The organism is Dietzia sp. B32 (assembly GCF_024732245.1).
In the GTDB taxonomy this organism is placed as follows: Bacteria; Actinomycetota; Actinomycetes; order Mycobacteriales; family Mycobacteriaceae; genus Dietzia.
On the sequence record NZ_CP093845.1, the window covers coordinates 1,858,732 to 1,880,469 of the forward strand.

General features: G+C 70.8%; 18 protein-coding genes. 11 read left to right on the plus strand and 7 right to left on the minus strand.

Annotation, left to right across the window (positions count from 1 at the left end; genetic code table 11):
* Positions 1 to 147: 147 nt before the first annotated feature.
* Positions 148 to 1,410 carry an Ig-like domain-containing protein gene (locus tag L8M95_RS08855; protein ID WP_260489105.1) on the plus strand — a complete coding sequence of 421 codons (1,263 nt, stop codon included), beginning with the start codon at positions 148 to 150 and terminating at the stop codon, positions 1,408 to 1,410.
* Positions 1,411 to 1,576: 166 nt separating this feature from the next.
* Here L8M95_RS08855 and L8M95_RS08860 read toward each other — a convergent pair whose 3' ends face one another.
* Positions 1,577 to 3,052, minus strand: a complete 1,476-nt coding sequence (locus tag L8M95_RS08860) for a peptide MFS transporter (RefSeq protein WP_260489106.1) — start codon at positions 3,050 to 3,052, stop codon at positions 1,577 to 1,579.
* Between the two features lie 224 nt (positions 3,053 to 3,276).
* On the opposite strand from L8M95_RS08860, the gene L8M95_RS08865 reads away from it, so the two are divergent.
* A complete protein-coding gene (locus L8M95_RS08865) occupies positions 3,277 to 4,638 on the plus strand; it encodes a hemolysin family protein (protein WP_260489107.1) in 1,362 nt (453 codons plus the stop codon).
* Entirely contained in the window at positions 4,635 to 5,738 is a 1,104-nt protein-coding gene (locus L8M95_RS08870; RefSeq protein ID WP_260485788.1) for a hemolysin family protein, read from the plus strand. The genes L8M95_RS08865 and L8M95_RS08870 overlap by 4 nt, the downstream gene beginning before the upstream one ends.
* Positions 5,739 to 5,795: 57 nt before the next feature.
* Here L8M95_RS08870 and L8M95_RS08875 read toward each other — a convergent pair whose 3' ends face one another.
* Entirely contained in the window at positions 5,796 to 6,299 is a 504-nt protein-coding gene (locus L8M95_RS08875) for a DUF4112 domain-containing protein (RefSeq protein WP_260485789.1), read from the minus strand.
* A gap of 219 nt (positions 6,300 to 6,518) precedes the next feature.
* On the opposite strand from L8M95_RS08875, the gene L8M95_RS08880 reads away from it, so the two are divergent.
* From L8M95_RS08880 to L8M95_RS08890, 3 genes are read left to right on the plus strand one after another with little or no spacing between them, the layout of a single operon-like run.
* A complete protein-coding gene (locus tag L8M95_RS08880) occupies positions 6,519 to 8,333 on the plus strand; it encodes a penicillin-binding transpeptidase domain-containing protein (protein ID WP_260485790.1) in 1,815 nt (604 codons plus the stop codon).
* Between the two features lie 9 nt (positions 8,334 to 8,342).
* On the plus strand, positions 8,343 to 9,260 hold the full coding sequence (locus tag L8M95_RS08885) for an SDR family NAD(P)-dependent oxidoreductase (protein ID WP_260485791.1): 918 nt from the start codon (positions 8,343 to 8,345) through the stop codon (positions 9,258 to 9,260).
* 36 nt (positions 9,261 to 9,296) lie between these two features.
* Positions 9,297 to 11,108: an acyl-CoA dehydrogenase gene (locus L8M95_RS08890; RefSeq protein ID WP_260485792.1), complete on the plus strand. Its 1,812-nt coding sequence runs from the start codon at positions 9,297 to 9,299 to the stop codon at positions 11,106 to 11,108.
* Between the two features lie 172 nt (positions 11,109 to 11,280).
* Here the strand turns inward: L8M95_RS08890 and L8M95_RS08895 are convergent, their stop codons facing one another.
* A complete protein-coding gene (locus tag L8M95_RS08895) occupies positions 11,281 to 11,958 on the minus strand; it encodes a fasciclin domain-containing protein (RefSeq protein ID WP_260485793.1) in 678 nt (225 codons plus the stop codon).
* Between the two features lie 225 nt (positions 11,959 to 12,183).
* Here L8M95_RS08895 and L8M95_RS08900 point away from each other — a divergent pair, with 225 nt between their 5' ends.
* From L8M95_RS08900 to L8M95_RS08910, 3 genes are all read left to right on the plus strand, one after another.
* A complete protein-coding gene (locus L8M95_RS08900; protein ID WP_260485794.1) occupies positions 12,184 to 13,752 on the plus strand; it encodes a molybdopterin-dependent oxidoreductase in 1,569 nt (522 codons plus the stop codon).
* Positions 13,753 to 13,826: 74 nt separating this feature from the next.
* Positions 13,827 to 14,408, plus strand: a complete 582-nt coding sequence (gene sigK / locus L8M95_RS08905; RefSeq protein ID WP_260485795.1) for an ECF RNA polymerase sigma factor SigK — start codon at positions 13,827 to 13,829, stop codon at positions 14,406 to 14,408.
* The gene (locus L8M95_RS08910) at positions 14,405 to 15,262 is read left to right on the plus strand and encodes an anti-sigma factor (RefSeq protein WP_260485796.1); all 858 of its coding nucleotides are present in this window, start codon (positions 14,405 to 14,407) and stop codon (positions 15,260 to 15,262) included. Before sigK ends, L8M95_RS08910 begins: the two co-directional genes overlap by 4 nt.
* Before the next feature lie 125 nt (positions 15,263 to 15,387).
* On the opposite strand, the gene L8M95_RS08915 is transcribed toward L8M95_RS08910, so the two are convergent.
* The 3 genes from L8M95_RS08915 to L8M95_RS08925 are packed head-to-tail and all read right to left on the minus strand — an operon-like array spanning position 15,388 to position 19,191.
* Positions 15,388 to 16,662 carry a class I SAM-dependent methyltransferase gene (locus tag L8M95_RS08915; RefSeq protein WP_260489209.1) on the minus strand — a complete coding sequence of 425 codons (1,275 nt, stop codon included), beginning with the start codon at positions 16,660 to 16,662 and terminating at the stop codon, positions 15,388 to 15,390.
* Positions 16,663 to 16,706: 44 nt separating this feature from the next.
* Positions 16,707 to 18,179 (minus strand): FAD-binding oxidoreductase, encoded by a 1,473-nt coding sequence (locus L8M95_RS08920; protein ID WP_260485797.1) that lies wholly within the window; start codon positions 18,177 to 18,179, stop codon positions 16,707 to 16,709.
* A 10-nt stretch (positions 18,180 to 18,189) separates the two neighbouring features.
* Positions 18,190 to 19,191 (minus strand): sterol desaturase family protein, encoded by a 1,002-nt coding sequence (locus tag L8M95_RS08925; RefSeq protein ID WP_260489210.1) that lies wholly within the window; start codon positions 19,189 to 19,191, stop codon positions 18,190 to 18,192.
* 142 nt (positions 19,192 to 19,333) lie between these two features.
* Here L8M95_RS08925 and L8M95_RS08930 point away from each other — a divergent pair, with 142 nt between their 5' ends.
* On the plus strand, positions 19,334 to 19,876 hold the full coding sequence (locus L8M95_RS08930) for a DUF732 domain-containing protein (protein ID WP_260485798.1): 543 nt from the start codon (positions 19,334 to 19,336) through the stop codon (positions 19,874 to 19,876).
* Between the two features lie 45 nt (positions 19,877 to 19,921).
* Here L8M95_RS08930 and L8M95_RS08935 read toward each other — a convergent pair whose 3' ends face one another.
* Entirely contained in the window at positions 19,922 to 21,034 is a 1,113-nt protein-coding gene (locus L8M95_RS08935) for a patatin-like phospholipase family protein (RefSeq protein ID WP_260485799.1), read from the minus strand.
* 190 nt (positions 21,035 to 21,224) lie between these two features.
* On the opposite strand from L8M95_RS08935, the gene L8M95_RS08940 reads away from it, so the two are divergent.
* The gene (locus L8M95_RS08940; protein WP_260485800.1) at positions 21,225 to 21,713 is read left to right on the plus strand and encodes a DUF4262 domain-containing protein; all 489 of its coding nucleotides are present in this window, start codon (positions 21,225 to 21,227) and stop codon (positions 21,711 to 21,713) included.
* Positions 21,714 to 21,738: the final 25 nt, after the last annotated feature.

The window sequence follows — 21,738 nt, forward strand, 5'->3', positions numbered from 1 at the left end:
TGGCGGGGCCCTCCCGGCGATCACAACTCCACAACGACTGGGGCTGCGTAGCGTTTCCGATTGGCCCCGTGTCAGACCCGGAGTGCATCATGTGGACATAAGCCGGGACTCACCGGCGCCCCCACGCTCGTTCTTTCGGAGTTCTGCATGTCGCTGCCCAGGTCTGGAACCTTCCCGCGTTCGGCGGTACCGGGCCCCCTCGCCCTGATCGCCGCACTTCTCGCCCTGATTCTCGTCGTCGCCGGATGCACCGTCCCCGTGCCCAGCGGCTCCGCCGGGGAGACGACCCCCACGACGCCGGCGTCCCGGGTACCCGCCCCCGCCACGCTAAAGGTGACCCCGGCCGACGGGGCGACGGAGGTCGCCGTGGTGGACGGTGTCCGGGCCACGGTGGAGAACGGGACCATCACGAACGCCCTGCTCACCAACGATGCCGGGAAGGAGATCGAGGGCGAGCTCGCCCGCGACGGGTCGCACTGGGAACCGTCCGTCACCCTGGGATACGGGCGTACCTACACGCTCGAGATCACCTATGAGGGACCGGTGGGCGGCAGCAGGACCGACACCCGCACGTTCACCATGGCCAGCCCGCAGGCCGTCGTCACGCCCAGCCTCGTCACCACCGGTGGGGCCGCCCTCGAGTCGGACCGGGAGTACGGCGTCGGCATCATCGTCGCGGCCCGGTTCGACCAACCGATCAGCGATCGCGCCGAGGCTGAGAAGTACATGAAGGTCACGACGACCCCCGCGGTCGAGGGGAACTGGTTCTGGCTGAACGACTCGACCGCGCACTGGCGGCCCCGCGACTACTACGAGCCCGGGACGCGCGTCCGGGTCGCACTCGACGTCGAGGGCCGCGACCTCGGCGGTGGCCAGTGGGGTGGCGCGAGCACGGAGGCCGACTTCACGATCGGCGACCGTCGCGTGGCGATCGCCGATGACACCACCAAGACCGTCACGGTGTTCCACAACCAGAAGCCCGTCAAGGTCATGCCCACCTCGATGGGCAAGGGCGGATGGGCCACCTACGGCAACGTGACCATGCATTTCTGGACCCAGCCCGGGAACTACACCGTGTTGGACAAGGCCAGCTCCGTGGTGATGGATTCCTCGACCTACGGCCTGCCGCTGTCCGCCGGGTACAAGGTGACCGTCGACCACGGCGTGCGCCTGACGAACGACGGCATCTACTTCCACGCGCTCGAATCGTCGATGTGGGCGCAGGGCAACACCAACACCTCGCACGGGTGCCTCAACCTGTCCCCCGCGGACGCGAAGTGGTATTTCGACCAGGCCGTGACCGGTGACGTCGTCGAGGTGAAGGGCACCGGCGGGCCGCAACTCGAGGTGTGGCAGAACGGTGACTGGTCCGTTCCGTGGGAGGTCTGGCAGTCCGGCTCCGCCGACTGACGTCCCCCCACGCGGCCCACGCGGCCCACGCATCCCACGCGGCCTACGAGGCCTACGCGGCCTACGAAATCCGCTATCCGGACTCCTGATCGGCGCTCCCGAATGGAGTAGCCGATCCGGAATCCGGATAGCGGATCTTCTTGTCTCTTGTTATCTGGGGGCTAGGTCAGCGAACGCCCATCATGTTCTTCCTGATCCATGGCGCGAGTGCGGCCACCACGGCCGCCACCACGATCGAGGCGATGCCCAGGATGAGGAAGTAGGAGCGCTCGGCTCCGGCGTCGGTGGGGTCGTAGTACCCGGCGAGCACGCCGGACAGCGCGCTGCCGATCGAGACGGTGAGGAAGAACAGCGCGACCATCTGCGTCTTGAACGCCTCGGGCGCCAGCTTGGTGGCCAGGGACTGACCGACCGGCGACAGAAGCAGCTCGGCCATCGTGAACAGGAACAGGATGCCGACGATGCCCAGCAACGGGGTCGCGGCACTGCCCACGAAGAACAGGAAGACCAGGTAGGCCACGCCCATGATGAGGTTCGCCAGCGCGAACTTCATCGGGCTGGACGGCTGACGGTCACCGAGCTTGACCCACATCGCCGCGAACACGGCCGCGAAGATGATGATGAACAGCGGGTTGATGGACTGCACCCAGCTCGCCGGCATCTCCCACCCGCCCAGATTGCGGTCCAGCCGCTGGTCCGAATAGATCGCGATCACCGTGAACTGCTGCTGGAACAGTGCCCAGAACGCCACCGACGCCACGAACATCGGGATGAAGGAGATCACCCGACGACGCTCGTCGGGCAGCGTCTTGGCGCTGCCGATGAGCAGCGCGAACAGTGCCACCGCGCCGATCGCTGCGACGGCGGTGACGATGTTGGCCAGCCACTCCAACGGGACCAACCCGGTGCCGAACGCCACTGCGACGGCCGCGACGACGACGAGGCCGATCACCAGGTAACGCACGCGCTGCGGGCGCGGCAGCGGGTCGGGGGCGGTCGCACCGATGCCCCGGAGGGTGGAACCGCGCATGAGGACGTACTGGACGAGTCCGACGAACATGCCCGCGGCCGCGGCACCGAAGCCCCAGTGGAAGCCCCGGGTGTCCCACAGGGCCCCGGTGACCAACGGGCCGGTCAGACCGCCGATGTTGACCGCCATGTAGTAGATCGAGAACGCGGCGTCCCGCCGGTCGTCGGTCCGGCGGTACATGTCGCCGACCACCGTGGAGGTGGTGGCCTTGAGGGTGCCGGCGCCCACGCCGACGAAGATCAGGCCGACGCCCAGGCCGAACGGACCCGGGACGAGCGCCAGCGACAGGTGACCGAGCATGATCATCACGGCCGCCCCGAACAGCGTGCGTTCGGCACCGAAGAGGCGGTCGGAAACCCACCCGCCCAGGATGGCGGACGCGTAGACCAGACCGCCGTACGCGCCGACGATCGAGGTGGCGATCTGCTCGGAGTAGCCGAGTCCGCCGTCACCGACCGCGTAGTAGATGTAGTAGGCCAACAGGCCCTGCATGCCGTAGAAACTGAACCGCTCCCACAGTTCGATCCCCGACAGGTTCGCCAATCCGAGTGGGTGGCCGAAGAACCTGCGGTCCGAATCGGCGAGAGCCACCTCGGCATTCCGAGTTGTCATGTCAGTCAGTGATACTCCTCCTTTCCGGAGAGACAAAACCGTGCCGCCCGGGCCGCCCGCCAGGGGTGGGAGTCGACAACTGGCGCGGCGAGCGGGAGAATCGGAGAGATCAGCCCGGGCGACCGGCTCCGGGCATAATCGAGAAGCGCAGGAGCACCTCCAGTGAGCCGAGCCGACACCCCGGCCCGATCTATCAGCCCCCTTCATCGAAGGGGGAACACCGGATGAGCATCGCGCTCTCACTCCTGGTCGGCGTCATCGTCGTCCTGGCCATCACCGCGCTCACGGGTTATTTCGTGGCGCAGGAATTCGCCTTCATGGCCGTTGATCGTTCGCGGATGGGGGCTGCTGCGGAGAAGGGCGACCCCGTCGCCGACCGCGTCCTCGGGGTCACCAAACGGACCTCGTTCATGTTGTCCGGCGCGCAGCTGGGCATCACCGTCACCACCCTGATCGTCGGTTACGTCGCCGAGCCGCTCATCGGACGGGCACTGGGCGAGCTGCTCGGCCTGGCCTCGGTGCCCCAGGCCATCGGCGTGGGCGTCGGCACGGTCCTGGCCCTGCTGTTCTCGACCATTGTTCAGATGCTCTTCGGCGAGCTCGTGCCCAAGAACCTGGCGATCGCCAAGCCGGAGCCCGTCGCCCGCTGGCTGGCACGATCGACCACGGTCTACCTGGCCCTGTTCGGCTGGCTCATCGGCCTGTTCGACAAGGCGTCCGAGGCCCTGCTCCGGGCCGTCGGCATCGAACCGGTGCACGACAAGGAACACTCCGCCACCGCCCGCGACCTCGAGCACATCGTCCACGAGTCCAGCGAGACCGGCGAGCTCTCCCCCGAGCTCAGCCGCCTGTTGGACCGCATGCTCGACTTCCCCGGGCAGCCGGCCGAGCACGCGATGATCCCGCGCTCCCGTACCGACGTGGTGCGCGGCGAGGACTCCGTCCCGGACGTGCTGTCGAAGATGGCCACCGGCCACACCCGCTACCCCGTGGTCGGCGAGGACTCCGATGACGTCATCGGGATCGTCGACCTGCACGACCTGCTGGTGATGTGCGACGACGATCGCGACACCTCCCTGACCCTGGTGTCGGAGGTCATGCGGGCCCCGATCGTCGTGCCCACGTCCCTGCCGCTGCCCGAGGTGGCCGCCCGGCTGAGCGAACAGAAGGCCGAGATGGCCGTGGTCGTCGACGAGTACGGCGGGTTCGCCGGGGTCGTGACCATGGAGGACATGGCCGAGGAGATCGTCGGGGAGATCGCCGACGAGCACGACCCGCAGGCCGCCGCCGACGTCCCGATCAGCGAGGGGCTGGGCTGGGTGCTGGGCGGCGACACCCACCTGGACGAGGTCGAGCGCCTGCTCGACATCACGCTCCCCGAGGTCGACGCCGAGACCCTCGGCGGATTGGTCGTCGAGACGCTCGGTGACCTGCCGGACGTCGGCGACCGGGTCGACATCCCGCTGCCGGACACCGACATCCTGGAGGAGGTCTCGGCCGACCGCATCCTGCGGACCGAGGTCCGCCGTGTCGAGCGCCGCGTCCCCGCCGAGCTGCACATCGTGGTCGAGGAGGCCACTCGATGACCCCCACCACGACCCTGCTCGCCGCCGAGGCCCAGTCAGGACTCATGAGCAATCCCTGGGTGGTCCTGGCCGCGACCGTCCTGCTCATCGCCGCGTCCGCGTTCTTCGTGGCCGTCGAGTTCTCCCTCATCTCCGCGCGGCGCCACCGCCTGGAGGACGCCGCCGCCACCAGCAGGGCCGCCAGGGCGGCCCTGCGCAACGCCTCCGAACTCACCCTCCTGCTGGCAGGAGCGCAGCTGGGCATCACGCTCTGCGCGCTGGCGCTGGGTTCGATCACCAAGCCGGCCCTGCACCACTGGCTCACCCCGGTCTTCTCCGGCTGGGGCCTGCCGCTGTGGACCGCCGACGTCATCGCGTTCATCCTCGCGCTGATCATCGTGACGTTCCTGCACCTCGTGGTGGGCGAGATGGCCCCGAAGTCGTGGTCGATCACGCATCCCGAGTACTCGGCCACCCTGTTGGCGCTGCCGATGCGGGCGTTCCTGTGGATCACCCGGCCGCTGCTGGTCGCCCTCAACGCCATGGCCAACTCCATCCTGCACCGGCTGGGGGTGGAGTCGCGGGACGAGGTCTCCGCAGGTCAGGACGCCGACTCGTTGCGCGAGCTCGTCCGACACTCCGGCGAGGCGGGGACCCTCGACGACACCCATCAGCGCCAGCTGCTCAGCGCTCTCGAGCTCCAGGAACTCACCGTGGGCGACCTGCTCGGGGAGCGCGGGGTCGACACGCCCGCCAGGCCGGAGGAGATGTCCTCGGTCGGCGTGGACGCCACCCCGGAGGAGATCCGCGACACCGCCCGCCGCACGGGCCACCTGCGGCTGCTGGTCCTCGAGAACGAGACCGCGGTCGGCGTGGTCCACGCGCGGGATGCCATCGACGTGGAGGGGCCGGCCACCGCCCGGGAACTCATGCGGTCGAGCCTGTCGCTCGAGCACGATCTGACGGTCGCCGAAGCGTTCCGCCGGATGCGCGATGCACGGGCCCACCTCGTCGTCGTCGAACAATCCGGCGGGCACCCGGGGACCCACGTCTCCGAGGTCCGCGGCGTCCTCACCCTGGACGACGTCGTCCGGCGCCTCCTGCCCGTCGCCTCGGGGTAGATCGGCGCAGGGTGAATCGGCGCAGGGTAGATCGGCGCAGGGCAGATCAGGCGCGGGTCAGATCACTCCGATGAGCCGGATCAGGCCCCACAGCGCCAGGCCGGCCATTCCGAGCAGCATGAGGAGCATGAGTCCGACGGCGCCGACCGCCCGCAGCAGGTAACCGCGGGCGTCGGCGTCGACGCGCTTGCCGTCGGCGATGGTGCGGTCGACCAGCCGCAGGTTCTTGGACGTGGCCTTGTGGGCGGCGTCGGCCACGTCCCCGACGAAGGGGATCAGCCCGAGCGCCGCGTCGACCAGGTAGTTCCAGCCCATCCGGAAGAGGATCCGCACGGGCACCCTGTTGCGCACCGCCTCGGCGAACACGGCCGCCGCGAACACCGTGCCCACCGCGTCGCCGACCACCGGGACCAGCCCGATCACCGGGTCCAGACCCACGCGGTGGCGGGTGCCGGGGATGCGGACGAGGTCGTCGAGCACGCGCGCGAGCCCGGTGGTGATCGGCGACGCTCCCGTGCGTCCGGCGGGTACCGGGGCGGGCCCGGGGCGGTCGGGTTTCACGGCCCCGAGCCTACGGCCCGGGCGGGTCGTCGCCACCGTGACCGGGCCCGGGACAGTGCGTGTGGGCGGACCCGGCGCGCTCCCTGTGCGCCCGGGCCAGGGATCTGGTTTCGTTGAGAGATGACGCCCACGCCCCTCCGTCAGCCGTCTCCCCGCCCACCGCGGCCCCACCGCGGGATCCGCACATCCCGGCGCCGGAATCGTCGCGCCGGAGGCCTCGTGGCGGCGGCCCTCGCCGTCGTCGTGGTGGGGTCGGGGTGCGCCGCCCTCACCGGTGACACCGGTGCCGACGAGGTGGACCAGTTCCTGGCCGCACTCACCCGCGGCGACGTGGCGGGCGCGGCCGCGCTGACCACCGACCCGGCCGCCGCGGAGGAGACCATCATCGCGAGCGTCGAGGGGATGGGGCTGCCCGGGATCTCCGCGGCCACCACCGGCGACGACGGGCGTCCCGACCGCGACCCGGTGACGGTGGAGATCACGTGGGACATGGGCACCGCCGGCGGCGACCGGGACGAGCCGGCCGACGCCGGGACCCGCAGCGTGACCACCCGCGGCGAGGTGCGGACGACCGAGGTGGGCGACCAGTGGAAGGTGCAGTGGGCGCCGACGGTGCTCGACACCCGGCTGGCGGAGGGGGGCCGGCTCACGTTCGCCGAGGAACTCGACTGGGACACCGACATCCTCGACCGGACCGGCGAGCCGCTCATGCAGTGGACGCCCGTCACGGCGGTGACGCTCGCACCGGACGCGGTCGGCTCGGCGGATGCTGTCGCCGCACTGGTGAGCGGGGCCGCACCGACGATCACCGGGCAGACGATCCGAGACGGGATGGCCGAGGCCGGCGACCAGCCGTACCAGGTCGTGGCGCTGCGCCCGGCGGACGCCGACCCGATCCGCGACCAGCTCGCCGCGGTACCCGGTGTGAGCCTGCCCGAGCAGGGCCAGCTCATCCGCACCGACCGCGACCTGGACTCCCCCGCTCTCGACGGCCTGCCGAACGCCTGGACCGAGGCGCTGCAGGCGGAGGGTGGCTGGTCGGCGCAGATCGTCAACCCCGGCGCCGAGCCGATCGAGCTCGGCGGCGCCCCGGCCGGGGACGTCGACGACCTGGTCTCGACGGTCCAGATCTCGATGCAACGCGAGGCGCAGCGGGCCGTCGACGGCAGCGGGTTGGCCGCGTCGATCGTGGCGATCCAACCCTCGACCGGCGGCGTACTGGCGGTGGCCCAGAACTCCGCCGCCGACCGGCAGGGACCGGTGTCCCTCGAGGGCCGCTTCCCGCCGGGGTCCACGTTCAAGGTGGTCACCACCGCCGCCGCGCTCTCCGCCGGGGTCGTGGGCCCCGACGAGATCGTGCCGTGCCCGGCGTCGGTCACCGTCTCGGGCCGGACGATCCCCAACGACGACGACTTCGAGCTGGGCCCCGTCCCCATGGAGACGGCCTTCGCCCGCTCGTGCAACACCACCCAGGCCGTCATCAGCGACCGCCTGGAACCCGGGGCGATGAAGGACACCGCCGCCAGGCTGGGCCTCGGCGTCGGGTTCTTCACCCCGGGACTGAGCACCTACACCGGTGAGGTGCCCGTCACCGAGCAGGGCCCGGGTCGAGTCGAGGCGTCGATCGGGCAGGGCGAGGTACTGGCCAGCCCGTTCGGCATGGCGGTGATGACGGCCTCGCTCGCGAACGGAGGCCGGATGATCCTGCCGCAGCTCATCGACGGGATGCCCGCGGTCGCCGACGACTCCCCCGAGCCGCTCGACCCGGCCGTGGTCGACACCCTGCGCCGCTACATGGTGCAGACCGTGCAGTCGGGCACCGCGACGGCCGCGAGGTCCGTGCCCGGACTCGGCGGCAAGACCGGCACCGCCGAGGTGGGCAGCGGGCCATCGCACGGCTGGTTCGTGGGCTTCACAGGGGACATCGCGGTGGCGGTTCTCATCGAGGGCGCCGACTCCTCCGGCCCGGCGGTGGAGATGGCCGCCGACTTCCTCGGGGGTGTCGGACAACCGGCACCGCTGGCGGCTCGGTAGTTTCAGCACATGCGCCTGCCCAAGGTCACCCTGCCCGATCTCCCCCTGTCGGCCCTGCCGCTGCCCGGCCTGGACCGGCTGCCGTTCGCGTCGTCGTCGCCGTCCCCCGCCGACACCCACCGACGCGTCCTGGTCACCGGAGGCGCCTCCGGCCTCGGCCTGGCCCTGGCGACGGCGTTCCTCGAGCGCGGTGACCGGGTGATCGTCGCCGACCTCGCCCCCACCGACGACCGCCCCGACTCCGTGCCCGCCGACGCCCACTACCTGCGGCTCGACGTGCGCTCGGAGGACGAGTGGCAGGCCGCCCGCGCCGAGGTCGAGAAGATCTGGGGCGGCCTGGACGTGCTGGTCAACAACGCCGGCATCGCCCAGGGCGGCCGCATCGAGATGCTCACCGAGGACGACTGGCGGCAGATCGTCGACATCAACCTGCTCGGCGTCGCCCGAGGATGCCGCACCTTCGTCCCGATGTTCAAGACGCAGGGCAGCGGGCACCTGGTGAACACCGCCTCGCTCGCCGGTCTCGTCCACCCGCCCACCATGTCCTCCTACACGGCGGTCAAGGCGGCGGTCGTGGCGATCTCCGAGAGCCTGCGGTGGGAACTCGAGCCGTTCGGCGTGGACGTGTCGGTGCTGTGCCCGTCCTTCTTCCGCACCAACCTCGCCTCGAGCCTCAACGCCTCCGACCCCGCCGCCAGCGGGTTCGCGAGCAAGCTCATCGATCGTTCCGAGCGGGGCGCCGACGAGATCGCCGCCGAGGTGATGACGGGCCTGGACGCCAAGCAGTTCCTCATCCTCCCCGACCCCGACGCCCGGAAGTCCTACCGCGCCAAGCGGTTCCTGCCCGCCGCCTACGCCAAGACCATGCTCGGGATGGGCCAGAAGTTCGCCCGCGCCACCGGCGGGACGGGCGCGACGGGCGCGTGAACACCGGGAGCGGCGCGCGCTAGTACCCTGCGGGGCATGACCCCCTCGCACCTGCTTTCCCGCGCCGACCTCGACTTCCTCCTGCACGACTGGCTCCGCGTGGCCGAACTGTGCGACCGGGAGCGGTACGCGGAGCACTCGCGCGAGACGATCGACTCCGTGGTGGACCTGTCCGCCGAGCTGGCCGAGAAGTACTTCGCGCCCCACTTCCGCAAGGCCGACCTCACCGAGCCCCGGTTGGTCGGCGAGGAGGTGGAACTCATCCCCGAGATCGGCGAGGCGCTGGCGAAGTTCGCCGAGGCCGACCTCGTGGGCGCGGCGATGGACGAGCGGGTCGGCGGGATGCAGCTGCCCTACACCGCCTACCTGGCGTGCATGGCCTGGTTCTACGCCGCGAACATCTCCACCGCGGCCTACCCGCTGCTCACCACCGGCAACGCGAACCTGCTCATCGAACACGGCTCCGACGAGCAGATCGAGCGGTACGTCAAGCCGATGATCGAGGGCCGCTTCACCGGGACGATGTGCCTGTCCGAGCCGCAGGCCGGGTCCAACCTCGCCGACATCACCACCAGGGCCGAGCCGCAGCCCGACGGCACGTACCGACTGTTCGGACAGAAGATGTGGATCTCCGGCGGCGAGCACCAGATGGCCGAGAACATCGTGCACCTGGTCCTGGCGAAGGTCCCCGGGTCCCCCGCGGGCACCCGCGGCATCAGCCTGTTCGTGGTGCCGAAGTTCCTGGTCTCCGACGACGGCACGATCGGCGAGCGCAACGACATCGTCATCACCGGCCTCAACCACAAGATGGGCTTCCGCGGCACGGTCAACACCATGCCCACGCTCGGCCAGGGCATGCACACGCCCGGCGGACGGGCGGGCGCAGTCGGGTACCTCGTCGGCGAGGAGAACACCGGCCTCAAGAAGATGTTCACCATGATGAACGAGGCCCGCCTCGGCGTGGGCCTCGGCGCGACCGCCATCGGCTACACCGGGTACCTCAAGTCGCTGGACTACGCCCGGAACCGGCCCCAGGGCCGGCAGGTCGGGGCGGACCCGTCGTCGCCACAGGTCATGCTCACCGGCCACGCGGACGTGCGCCGCATGCTGCTGGCGCAGAAATCGTACGTGGAGGGCGCCCTCGCCCTGGGGCTGTACTGCGCGCGACTGGTCGACGACGAGAAGACCGGATCCCCGGAGGAGTCGGCGGCCGCGAAGATGCTGCTCGACGTCCTCACCCCGATCGCCAAGTCGTGGCCCTCGCAGTGGTGCCTCAAGGCCAACGAGCTCGCGGTGCAGGTGCTCGGCGGGGCCGGGTACACCATCGACTACGACGTGGAACAGCACTACCGCGACAACCGTCTCAACCCGATCCACGAGGGCACGCACGGCATCCAGGGCCAGGACCTGCTGGGACGCAAGGTCATGGCCGGCGGCGGCGCCGGGCTGGCCGCGCTCACCGGACGCATCACTCAGGCGTGTGACCGGGCCGCCGCGGCGGGCGGGCCCGCCGCGGACATGGCCGCCGCACTACGTCCGCGTGTCACCCGCCTCATCGAGGTCACCACCATGCTCGCGGAGGTGGGCGCCACGGATCCGGTGGCGTTCCTCGCCGACGCGTCCGAATACCTCGAGGCCGCGGGGCACGTGGTGATCGCCTGGATCTGGGTCGAGCAGGTGATGGCACTGGGCGCGCGCACCGGTGACGAGGACGACGCCTTCGCCTCGGGCAAGCTCAAGACCGCGGAGTACTTCCTGCGCCGCGAACTGCCGATCGTGGACGCGAAGTTCGACCTGCTGGCCGCGGCGGACCGGACGACGCTGGACATGCGCGACCACTGGTTCTGACCCCGCGGCGGCCAGAACTCGCTGCGGCCCGGACGGGCAGCCCTCAAGGCCCGGGCCGCCATACGACGAGGCCCGGGCCGGCGCTCTCGCGTCGGCCCGGGCCTCGTCTCGTCTCGTCGACCTCACCGGATGGGCGGGAGTTCAGGGCACCCGTCCGCGGCGATCGATCAGATCACTCCTCGGGGATGAGGACCTGGTCGATGAGGTAGACGGTGGCGTTGGCGGTCTCGACGCCACCGCAGACCACGTTGGCACCGTTGACCATGAGCTCGTCCCCGGAACCGGTCACGTCGACGTCAGCACCGTTGAGCGTGGTCTGCATCCCGGCGATCTCGTCGGGCGTGATCTGGCCCTCCACGACGTGGTAGGTCAGGATGCCGGTGAGCAGGTCGGCGTCGGTCTTGAGCGCCTCCATGGTCGCGTCGTCGATCTGCGCGAACGCGTCATCGACGGGGGCGAAGACGGTGTACTCGCCGTTGTTGAGGGTGTCGACGAGGTTGACGTCCGGGTTGACCCCGCCGGACACGGCGGCGGTGAGGGTCGTCAGGAGCGGGTTGTTGGAGGCGGCCGTGGCGACCGGCTCCATTGCCATGCCGTCGACCGAGCCCGGGCCCTCCGGGTTGGCCTCGGCGTAGTCCGCGCAACCGGGGCCGACGAGCATGCCGGCCGGCTCGGCCGCCATGGACGAGGTCTCGGAGGAGGCGGTGGTGCTCATCATGGAGCTGGCGGTGCCCTCGGCGGTGGTCTCGGTGTCGCTTCCGTCATCGGTCGAGCAGCCGGCGAGGACGAGTCCGGAGACCGCGGCGGCTGCGGCGATCGAGGCGACGCGGCGGGAGATCGTGATGCCCATTGTGCTGTCCTTTCGGTGGAGCCCCTGTGGTGTGGGGCTCTGTGCGGTGGGTCACCAGTGCTTCGCCGCACCCCGCGATCCGGATGGGTCCGGCCCGGAATTTTTTTCGAGCCGCCGGCCGCAGCCGTCTGCCGCCGCCCGTCACGATGGCGTCTCGCGGGCACAGATACTGACCGTGCAGACCCGCCGGGCCGTCCGATCGGGCACCGGCTCCGAATCAAGGACGTGAACACTCCACAACCCCGATCCCGCCACGCGGCCAGAGCCGGAGCGGGCCTTCTCGCGACCGGTCTCGCCGTCGCGGTGGGTCATGCCGTCGCCGGAGTCGTGGCCCCCGGGTCGTCACCGTTCCTCGCGGTGGCCGACTCTGTGGTCGACCGCGCGCCGGCGGCCGTGCGCGAGGTGACCATCGACGCCCTCGGCACCGCTGACAAGCCCGCGCTCATGGCCGGGCTGGCCGCGATCCTCGTCGTGACGGGCGTGGTGGTGGGCCTCGTCGAGCGCCGGGGGCGTCCCGCCGGCACGATCGTGCTCGTCCTCTTCGGACTCATCGGGACCGTCGCGGCGGTGTCCCGGCCGACAGCGGGACCGCTGTGGGCGCTCCCGACGGTGGCCGGCACCGTCGTCGCCGTCCTCGCGCTGCGGGCGATGATCGGCGCCCTGTTCCCCGCGGCGGATGAGGACGCCGCCCGGGGGACGGGGACGCGGCGTGACCCCGACCGCCGACGCTTCCTCATCCTGGCCGGGTCCGCCGCTGCCGTCATGGTGGCGGCCGGGACCACGGGGATCGCCCTGACCCGCCGCGCCGCCGAGGCGGTGGCCGAGCGGACAGGGCTTCGCCTCCCCCGTGTCCTCGCCCGCAACGCGGCACCGGCCGTCCCGCCGGGAGTCGCTCCGGACGTGCCCGGCGTGACCCCGTTCCTCACCGACAACGACGAGTTCTACCGGATCGACACCGCGCTGCGTGTCCCCTCGCTGAGCACCTCCGACTGGCGGCTGCGCATCCACGGGATGGTGGAGCGCGAGATCGAGCTCGACTGGCAGTCGCTGGTCGAGCGCGAGGCCCGGGAGCGGATCGTCACCATGACCTGCGTATCCAACGAGGTCGGGGGCGACCTGGTCGGTACCGCGAGCTGGACCGGCTTCTCCATCGCTGACCTGCTGGCCGAGGCCGGGCCGCTGCCCGGGGCCGACATGCTGCTGTCGACGTCGGTCGACGGTTGGACCGCCGGCACCCCTCTGGACGCCCTGACCGACGGGCGTGACGCCCTGTTGGCGGTGGGGATGAACGGCGAACCGCTGCCCTTCGAACACGGGTACCCGGTCCGGCAGGTCGTCCCCGGGCTCTACGGGTACGTCTCGGCGACCAAGTGGGTCGTGGACTGGGAGGTCACCCGCTTCGACCGGGCCAGTGCGTACTGGACGGATCGTGGCTGGGCCGAGAAGGGCCCGATCCGGACGGCCAGCCGCATCGACCGCCCCGCGCCCCTGGCCGAGTTGTCTCCCGGGCCGGTCGTGGTGGCGGGCACCGCGTGGGCACAGCGTCGTGGCGTCGAGCGGGTCGAGGTCCGGGTCGACGACGGCCCGTGGCGCGATGCCCGTCTGGCAGAGGAGTACTCGGCCGACACCTGGCGGATGTGGTCGTGGACCTGGGACGCCGAACCCGGCCTGCACACCCTCCACGTCCGGGCGACGGACTCGACCGGCCGGGTGCAGCCCGAGGAACGCCGGGCCCCCGTCCCGAGCGGCGCCACCGGATGGCACAGCCGGACGTTCCGGGTGGTGGCGGCATGACCCTCATGGACCTCCGCAGACCGGGGACACGACCGTCACGCGACCCGGAGCTGATTGGCCCTAGACTGGTGACCGTGTCCGAGCCAGTTGCCCCGCCACTGACCGACCCGGGGCGCCTGCTCGAGCTCGCCGCTTCCGGCGACCTCCAGGCCTTCGGTCGCTTCTACGACCTCATGTCCCCGCGCGTCTACGGCCTGGCCCTGCGAGTCCTGCGGGACCCGGGCTACGCCGAGGAGACCGTGCAGGAGGTCTTTCTCCAGGTCTGGAAGCAGGCATCCGACTACCGGCCCAGCCTCGGATCGGTGCAGTCCTGGGTGCTGACCATCACGCACCGTCGGGCGGTGGACCGGGTCCGTTCGGAGACCTCCGCCGCCCGGCGGGACGAGGTCGACGCCGCGGCGGACATCACCCAGTCCGGCGACATCGCGGAGCAGGTCACCGAACAGATCTCCCGCGACGAGAACGCCGCGGAGGTCCGCAGATGCCTGGGAACCCTCACGGACAACCAGCGCGAATCCATCGAGATGGCCTATTTCTCCGGCCAGACCTACCGCGAGGTCGCCGACCAGCTCGGCACCGCGCTACCCACCATCAAATCGCGAATACGCGACGGACTCCGTCGCCTGAAGAACTGCCTGGGAGGTGAGCTGTCATGAGCACTCGACACCACGATCACCCGTCGACCGACGACAGCGTCCGTCCCGAGGACCTCGACCTCTATGCCCTGGACGCCCTGACCGAGCACGAGGCCGAGGCCGTCGAGATGGCGCTGGTTGCCGCGTCGCCCGAGGACAAGTCGTCGATGCTGGCGCACATCGCGTCGACGCGCGAGGTCGTGGCGGGCATCGTCGCCGACGCCGGTCTCGACACGGCGCCCCCGCCACATCTGCGGGAACGCGTCCTCGAGCTGGCCGCGGCCGACAGCCAGGAGGCCCCCACCCCGCCCACCGGCACCGGCGACGCCGACCGGGGTGAACCACGCGGGGGCGCCGACGTCGTGGACCTCAGCCGCGAGCGCGAGCGGAGGCGGCCCGGCCCGCTGTCGTTCCTGGCGGCCGCGGCGGCTGCCGTGGTGCTGGTCGCCGGTGGCGTGACCATCGGCCGCATCACCGACGGCGCGGGGGCCGAGAACTCGGTGCCCGTCGCGGCCCCGCCGTCCATGCCCGGCAAGGTCACCTCGCTGCTGGCGGCCGAAGACCTCGCTGTGGTCCGCGGCCAGGTCGGTGGGGCCGGTACCGCCACCGTCCTGGCGTCCAAGACGGCGGACATGGCGGTCATCTCGATGACCGATCTGCCCGAGCCGGCCACGGGACGCGCCTATCAGCTGTGGCTGATGGGTGACCACGAGCCCATCTCGGCGGGGACGATGGAGGCTGGCCAGGTCGGCCCGTCGCCCTCGGCGCAGATCGCCGGCATCCGGAACTCGGAGCAGATCGGCATCACCGAGGAGCCCGCGGGAGGATCGCCGGCGCCGACCGGGCAGGTCCTGCTGGCCCTCGACATCGACTGATCCGGCGGTCCGGCTGCGCAGGCGATGCCCGCGCGGGCGTCCTGTCTCGTCGAGAAGAGCGTTTCGCACATCGCCACTCGGTGGATGCGGGCGAAACGGTCTTATCGACGAGTGCGTCCTGTCGCTCAGGCCTGCCACCACGGCCGCAGCGGCACGTCCCAGGTCATGGTGTCGCCCAGCCGAACGGCGAGGATCTGGTGCAGCTGGATCTTGTTGTGCTCGAACCCGTATTGGCAGGCACCCATGTACAGCCCCCACAGCTTGGCCATGGGTTCGCCGACCTCCTCGACCGCCTCGTCCCAGTGCTCGACCAGGTTGGCGCACCAATCCCGCAGGGTGAACGCGTAGTGCTGGCGCAGGTTCTCCTCGTGCACCACTTCGAAGCCGGCGTTCTCGGCCTCCAGGTGCACGGTCCCGGCACCGGCGAGCTCACCGTCGGGGAAGATGTACCGGTCGATGAACTGCCCGGCCTTGACCGTCCGGGAGTTGTCCGGGCGGGTGATGCAGTGGTTGAGCAGACGTCCGCCGGGCCTGAGGTAGCCGTGCAGCCGGGTGAAGTAGTCGTGGTAGTTCTTGCGCCCGATGTGCTCGGTGATGCCGATGGAGCTGATGGCGTCGAAGTCGCGTTCGGGCACGTCCCGGTAGTCCTGCAGGCGGATCTGCGCCAGGTCGCCTAGCCCGTCGGCCTCGATGGCGGCCTGCCCCCACTCGACCTGTTCCTTGGACAGGGTCACGCCGATCACGCGCACGCCCCGCGCGGCCGCGTAGCGGACCATGCCACCCCAGCCACATCCCACGTCGAGGAGCCGGTCGCCAGCCTCGAGACCCAGCTTGTCGAACACCAGGCGGTACTTGTTCTCCTGCGCCGTCTCCAGCGAGGCCCCGGCGTCCGGATAGCAGGCGCACGTGTACGTCATCGACGGGCCGAGGATCCACCGGTAGAAGCGGTTCGACACGTCGTAGTGGTAGCTGACGACCTCGGAGTCCCGCTCCTTGGAATGCCGGCGCATCCCCGACACAACCCGCTTCCACGCCGGCTTGACCTCCATGGGCGGAGTGGGCAGGAACCTGACGTTCTCCGTGCCCACCGCACGGGCGATACGGGCGAGGGTCCGCACGTCGGGGGTGCGGGTCATGTGCTTGCGGAACACCTCGAGCGCGCCGAACACGTCGTGGGGCGCCCCGGGGTGCACGCCGTCCATGACGAGGTCACCCATGAGGTAGGCGCGCGCCAGTCCGAGGTCGCCGGGGGCGGTGACGAAGTACTGGAGCGCACGCTCACTGGTCAGGCGGAGGACCAGCGCACTGTCGGCGGGGCCGATCGAGGAACCGTCGTACGCCTCGATCCGCAGGGGCGGTTCACCGGTGGCGAAGGCGCCGATGATCTCGCCGATCGTCATCCTGTCCGCGCCCGCGGGTCCAGCGGTTCCTGTGCTCTTCGTGGTCACCGTGCACCCACCGCCTTGTCATAGAGGGTCGCGAACCGGCCCCCGGGATCGAATTCCGTCTTGAGCCTGCCCGCGTGGTCACCGCCGTAGAGCTGGGCGAACTCCTCGCGGGAGTAGAAGACCTCCGAGTACAGCGACTTGTGTCCACCGAGGCGGGAGACCTCCTCCTCGATGCGTCGGTTCCACGCCCCCTCGGCCATGCCGGGTTCGACGGGCGCCGAGGACCAGAACCCGATGTTGACGTAGGTGGTCTCCGGGGCCAGCGGGTACAGCGGCCACGGCCGGTCGGAGCCGGGTCCGCCGCCCACGCCGGGCGAGGGGCTGGATTCGCGCAGCCGCAGCGGACAGATCCACAGCGGTTCGATGGGCACCTCGCGCAGGAACCACTCGAGGAACTCGGCGGTGTGGTCGATGGTGACCTCGACGTCCTGCACCACCCGCTCGCGTGGGCCCTCGCCCTTGAGCGCGCCGATCCTGTTGCCCAGGTCGTACTTGTGGTCCAGCCCGATGATCTTCCAGTAGGTCGAGGACCGCAACAGCTGCTGCGGCCAGAACCTGCGGATGCGCGGGTTCTGCACGCCGAACGCCCGCGAGCACCAGAACCAGTCGGTGTCCCATCGCCACAGGTAGTCGCGGATGGTCAGGCGGTCGCGCCGCACCGAGCCGGCGGGACCTCCGTGCTGAATCGAGCGATAGAAGACAGCCTGCTTGTCGGCCACACCGGAGTAGTCCGAGACTGGCCCGGGTTCGTCGGACCGCCGCCCCAGACACAGGTACGACTCGTCGGCCGAGAACACGACCCCGTCGAGGAAATCGACATCCTCGTCGTCGTACCGCTTCTCCTCGCTGATCCGCGCCAACGCCGACTCGAGCGCGGTGAGGGAGTCGAACCGCACGTGGCGCAGTTCCACGAAGCGCCCCACCGGTTCGAGCGCGATCCGCAGCCGTACCGCGTAGCCGAGCGAGCCGTACGAGTTGGGGAAACCACGGAAGAGCGCGCGCTGCCGCTCGGTGCCGTCGGGGCGGGCGGTGACGATCTCGCCGGTGCCGGTGAGCACGTCCATCTCGAGCACCGATTCGTGCGGTAGGCCGAGGCGGAACGAGGAGGACTCGATGCCCAGGCCGGTGACGGCGCCGCCGAGGGTGATGGTCTTGAGCTGCGGCACGACATACGGCATGAGCCCGTAGGCGAGGGTCGCATCGACCAGATCCTCGTAGGTGCACATGCCCTGGACGTCGGCGGTGCGGGCATCCGGGTCGACGGAGATGACGCGCGTGAGACCGGAGGTGTCGAGACCGGGCGACGACGACGAGGCGCGCGGCCGGAACAGGTTGGACGTGCGCTTGGCCAGCCGAACCGGCTCGCCTACGGGCACGGCCCGGAAGCTCTCCAGCAGGCGCCGCACGCCGTCGTCGTGCCGGGTGGCTCCCACGACGAGTGGGTCGGCGAGACGAACGGCGTTTCCCATGCGCCCCACCCTAGTGCGGCCCGGGCACCCCCGCGGATGTTCCGGAGGCGGGCACCGCCGACGATGTTGACGCCGCCGTGCCCGCTCCCGCCACCGACGCTCCCGCCACCGATGCTCGTGCCACCGATGCTCCGGCCGTCGGCCTCCACCCCGGCGGGCCGAACGCGTACCCGAGCCGCTCGCGCCAGGTCGTCGCGTCGCGGACGTCCCGCCAGATGGCGACGTACTCGTGCAGCTGGAGCCAGAACGGGTTGTGCGAGTTCACCGGTGTGGTGAGCCCGTAGGTGGGCCGATGTGTCTCGGGACGGAAGGTGCCGAACAGGCGGTCCCAGATGATGAGGATCCCGCCGTAGTTCCGGTCGAGGTACTCGGAGTCGCTGCCGTGATGCACGCGGTGGTGCGAGGGGGTGTTGAACAGGAACTCGATCGGCGCGGGGAGACGACCGACCCGCTCGGTGTGCACGAAGAACTGATAGATGAGCGAGACGGAGAAGCCGGTGAAGACCATCCACGGCGGCACCCCCAACAACGGCAGGGGGAGCCACGCGACGATCTCCCCGGAGTTGTTCCACTTCTGGCGCAGGGCGGTGGCGAAGTTGTAGTACTCGCTCGAATGGTGGGCCTGGTGCGTGGCCCAGACCACCCGGATCCGGTGGGCACCGCGGTGGTACCAGTAGTAGAGGAAGTCCGTCCCGACGATCGCGAGCACCCAGGTGTACCAGGCGTTCGACGGCAGGTGCCACGGCGCGAGATACACCCACACCGCCGCGTAGATCACCAGACCGATCAGTTTGCCGGCCAGCCAGAACAGCTGCGAACTCGCGCCCATGACGAGAGAGGTGACGGCGTCGCGGGGGTGGTAGCCGCCCGGTTCACGCGCCTCGAGCACCCGCGCCGAGACCCACTCGATGGCGACGAACGCGATGAAGACCGGGAACGCCAGCAGCACCGGCTCGTGCAACGGATCCGCCAGCGCCCCCAGTGCCCGCCCCAGCGACTCGCCGTACCCCATCTCGTCCACGTCTCGATTGTGACACCACTCACAGACATTCCGGCAATCCCGCCCGAGGGGGCCTCGCCCGTGTCGTACCCTCTCGGCATCACCGGCACCCGCGTGCAGGTGTCGCACAGCCGACGTCAGAGGAGGACCCGCCGTGGCCGTCACACCCCGGTCCGCACGCTCCACCCGTTCCCGCGCTCTCGCCGCCGCCTCCGGCCTCGCCGCCCTGGCGCTGACCCTGGGGGCCTGCGGCGAGGAGGGCAGTGCCGAGCAGGCGGTCGGAGAGGCCACCAGCGCGGTGGGATCCGTCGCCGCCGAGGCCACGTCGGCGGTGGGCGACGCGACGAACAACGACGGCGAGGGTGGCGAGGGAGCCACGACCGGCAACGGCCCCCGGCCCGAGGCGTCCGAGGAGGGCCGGAGCGAGAGCCCGAACCCGGACGAGGAGTTCCTGAACGACATCCGGCGCGTGGGCGTCGATGTCCCGGACGAGCAGGACTACCTCACCCGCGGCCGCGACGCGTGTGCCTCCCTCGATGGCGGCACCGGCTACGTCGACGTCCTCCGGCAGTACAACGACGCCCATCCCGACGCCCCGGTCACCGAGGCGCCGGCCGTGGTGACGGCCGCGGTCAAGGCACTCTGCTCGCAGCACCTGCCGCTCGTCGGCGAGGACGCCGGGGGCGGCGGCGCCTAGGCCCCGGCCCCGGTGGGTGCCGGCCGGGTCGGCTCTCCGCAGCGGTCAGACCCCCGCGCGGTCGAGGGCCTCCGCGGTGAGCCGGCGGCCGAGTTCGATGAGCTCGTCCGCGCGGTGGAAGTCGAACGTCGAGCACGCGTCCGAGGGCACCTCGACCAGGACGTCGGGGCGGTTTCCGGCCATGCGGTAGGCGGTGACGATGCTCTCCATCGCCTCGATGGTGTGGGTGACCACGTCGAAGATGCGCAGCGATCCGGGTAGGGCCTCCTCGCCGCCGTCCGCGGCGACCTCCTGTTCGCCCTCCTCGACGACCTCCTCCACCACGTCCGAGGGCTGGACCCGCACCCGCTCGTCGGAAGCGGCGTGGTCCGCGGCGTGGACGGCGTCCGGGGAGTCGTCGTCGGGGCCGTCCTGGTCCTGACCGAACCGCGCGGCGATCAGTCGCACCAGGTCGGCGTCCCGGACGTCGGCCGCGGCGGTCCGGATCCGGCCGGTCAGCCTGCCCCCCGGCTTCGCCCCGACCGGGGTGCCCCTGCGGGAGATCCTCGGCTCGGAGTCCGCGGACACCTCGTCCGGGTCCGAGCTCTCCTGGAACGTCGACCCGCGGATCCCGGACCGGCGCCCCGTCAACGAGACCGCGAGCAGCAGATCGCTGCTGATCGGCGCCAGCGGTTCCAGCGGGACGGGGTTGGTGACGCCGCCGTCGACGATCAACCGCCCGCCCACCAGCGCCGGGGTGATGACGCTGGGGATCGCGAACGACGCCCGCACCGCCACATCCGCGGGGCCGCGGGTGAACCACACCTCCCGGCGGGCCCGCAGATCGGTGGCGACCGCGGTGAACGGGATCTCGAGGTCCTCGATGCGGACATCGTCCAGCATCGCGCCGATCACCGCCATGATCCTGTTCGCCCGGATCGCGCCGCCGCCGGCGAAGGAGACGTCGAGGAGCCGCAGGACGGCGGGCTGGGTCAGGCCCCGCACCCATTCCTCGAAATCGTCGAGCTTGCCCGCCGCGTAGAGAGCGCCCACGACGGCACCCATCGACGCCCCGGAGACCCCGACCACCTCGTGGCCGCGGGCCTGCAGCTCGCGGATCACGCCGATGTGCGTGTACCCACGCGCTCCGCCCGAACCCAGTGCCAGCGTGACCCTCATCGGCGCCCCTCCCCGTCGAACCCGCCACGCGTCCCCCGCGCGGTCCGCACCCAGTGTGCACCCGGTCCGGCCGCCCACCGTGGGCCATGTCCGCCGTCCGTGTCGTAGGTGGGATCTACCGTCAGCACCGCATCGAGCACATGTTCGACGCCGGGCCGAGGGCCCGACACACGCACACAGAGGAGATCCCATGTCCTACACCGCCATCCCGCTCCGCGCCGGTTCCGCGTCCGCCTCCGCCCTCGCGGTCGACCGCGACATGCTCCGGGTCGCGGCGGACCTCGACCGATACGGGATGCACGTCGTCCACGTCGGCGAGGGCTGCGACTGCGGTGACTGCACCGCCACACCGCTCCCACCGGACCAGAGGTTCGGCTACACCATCGGTCTCACCGACCTGGGACACCCCGAACTGCTGGTCCGGGGCCTGACCGGCAGGGAGACCGCCGAACTGCTGGTCCGGTGGGGTGACACGGTCCTGGCCGGCCAGGTCTTCGACGCGGGCCACCTGCTGTGTGAGGGGTCCGGTGGGCCGACCTGGGAGCTGGTCCCCGTACGGCGCCCGTCCCGAACGCTGCGCTGGGCCGGTAGGTACTACGGCACCAGCGGAACCGGGGGACTGTCCGCACTGGAGTTGATCCCCGCCCGCAGGCCGTGTCCCTGCGAGGGGTGTAGCTGACGGGCCGGGCCCGAGGGGGGTCGTC

What these genes read in the sequence shown, in the direction of transcription:
- L8M95_RS08855 (WP_260489105.1), top strand. Translation starts at nt 148, where the DNA reads ATGTCGCTGCCCAGGTCTGGAACCTTCCCGCGTTCGGCGGTACCGGGC.
- L8M95_RS08860 (WP_260489106.1), bottom strand. Translation starts at nt 3,052, where the DNA reads ATGACAACTCGGAATGCCGAGGTGGCTCTCGCCGATTCGGACCGCAGG.
- L8M95_RS08865 (WP_260489107.1), top strand. Translation starts at nt 3,277, where the DNA reads ATGAGCATCGCGCTCTCACTCCTGGTCGGCGTCATCGTCGTCCTGGCC.
- L8M95_RS08870 (WP_260485788.1), top strand. Translation starts at nt 4,635, where the DNA reads ATGACCCCCACCACGACCCTGCTCGCCGCCGAGGCCCAGTCAGGACTC.
- L8M95_RS08885 (WP_260485791.1), top strand. Translation starts at nt 8,343, where the DNA reads ATGCGCCTGCCCAAGGTCACCCTGCCCGATCTCCCCCTGTCGGCCCTG.
- L8M95_RS08890 (WP_260485792.1), top strand. Translation starts at nt 9,297, where the DNA reads ATGACCCCCTCGCACCTGCTTTCCCGCGCCGACCTCGACTTCCTCCTG.
- L8M95_RS08895 (WP_260485793.1), bottom strand. Translation starts at nt 11,958, where the DNA reads ATGGGCATCACGATCTCCCGCCGCGTCGCCTCGATCGCCGCAGCCGCC.
- L8M95_RS08910 (WP_260485796.1), top strand. Translation starts at nt 14,405, where the DNA reads ATGAGCACTCGACACCACGATCACCCGTCGACCGACGACAGCGTCCGT.
- L8M95_RS08915 (WP_260489209.1), bottom strand. Translation starts at nt 16,662, where the DNA reads ATGACGATCGGCGAGATCATCGGCGCCTTCGCCACCGGTGAACCGCCC.
- L8M95_RS08920 (WP_260485797.1), bottom strand. Translation starts at nt 18,179, where the DNA reads ATGGGAAACGCCGTTCGTCTCGCCGACCCACTCGTCGTGGGAGCCACC.
- L8M95_RS08925 (WP_260489210.1), bottom strand. Translation starts at nt 19,191, where the DNA reads ATGGGGTACGGCGAGTCGCTGGGGCGGGCACTGGGGGCGCTGGCGGAT.
- L8M95_RS08935 (WP_260485799.1), bottom strand. Translation starts at nt 21,034, where the DNA reads ATGAGGGTCACGCTGGCACTGGGTTCGGGCGGAGCGCGTGGGTACACG.
- L8M95_RS08940 (WP_260485800.1), top strand. Translation starts at nt 21,225, where the DNA reads ATGTCCTACACCGCCATCCCGCTCCGCGCCGGTTCCGCGTCCGCCTCC.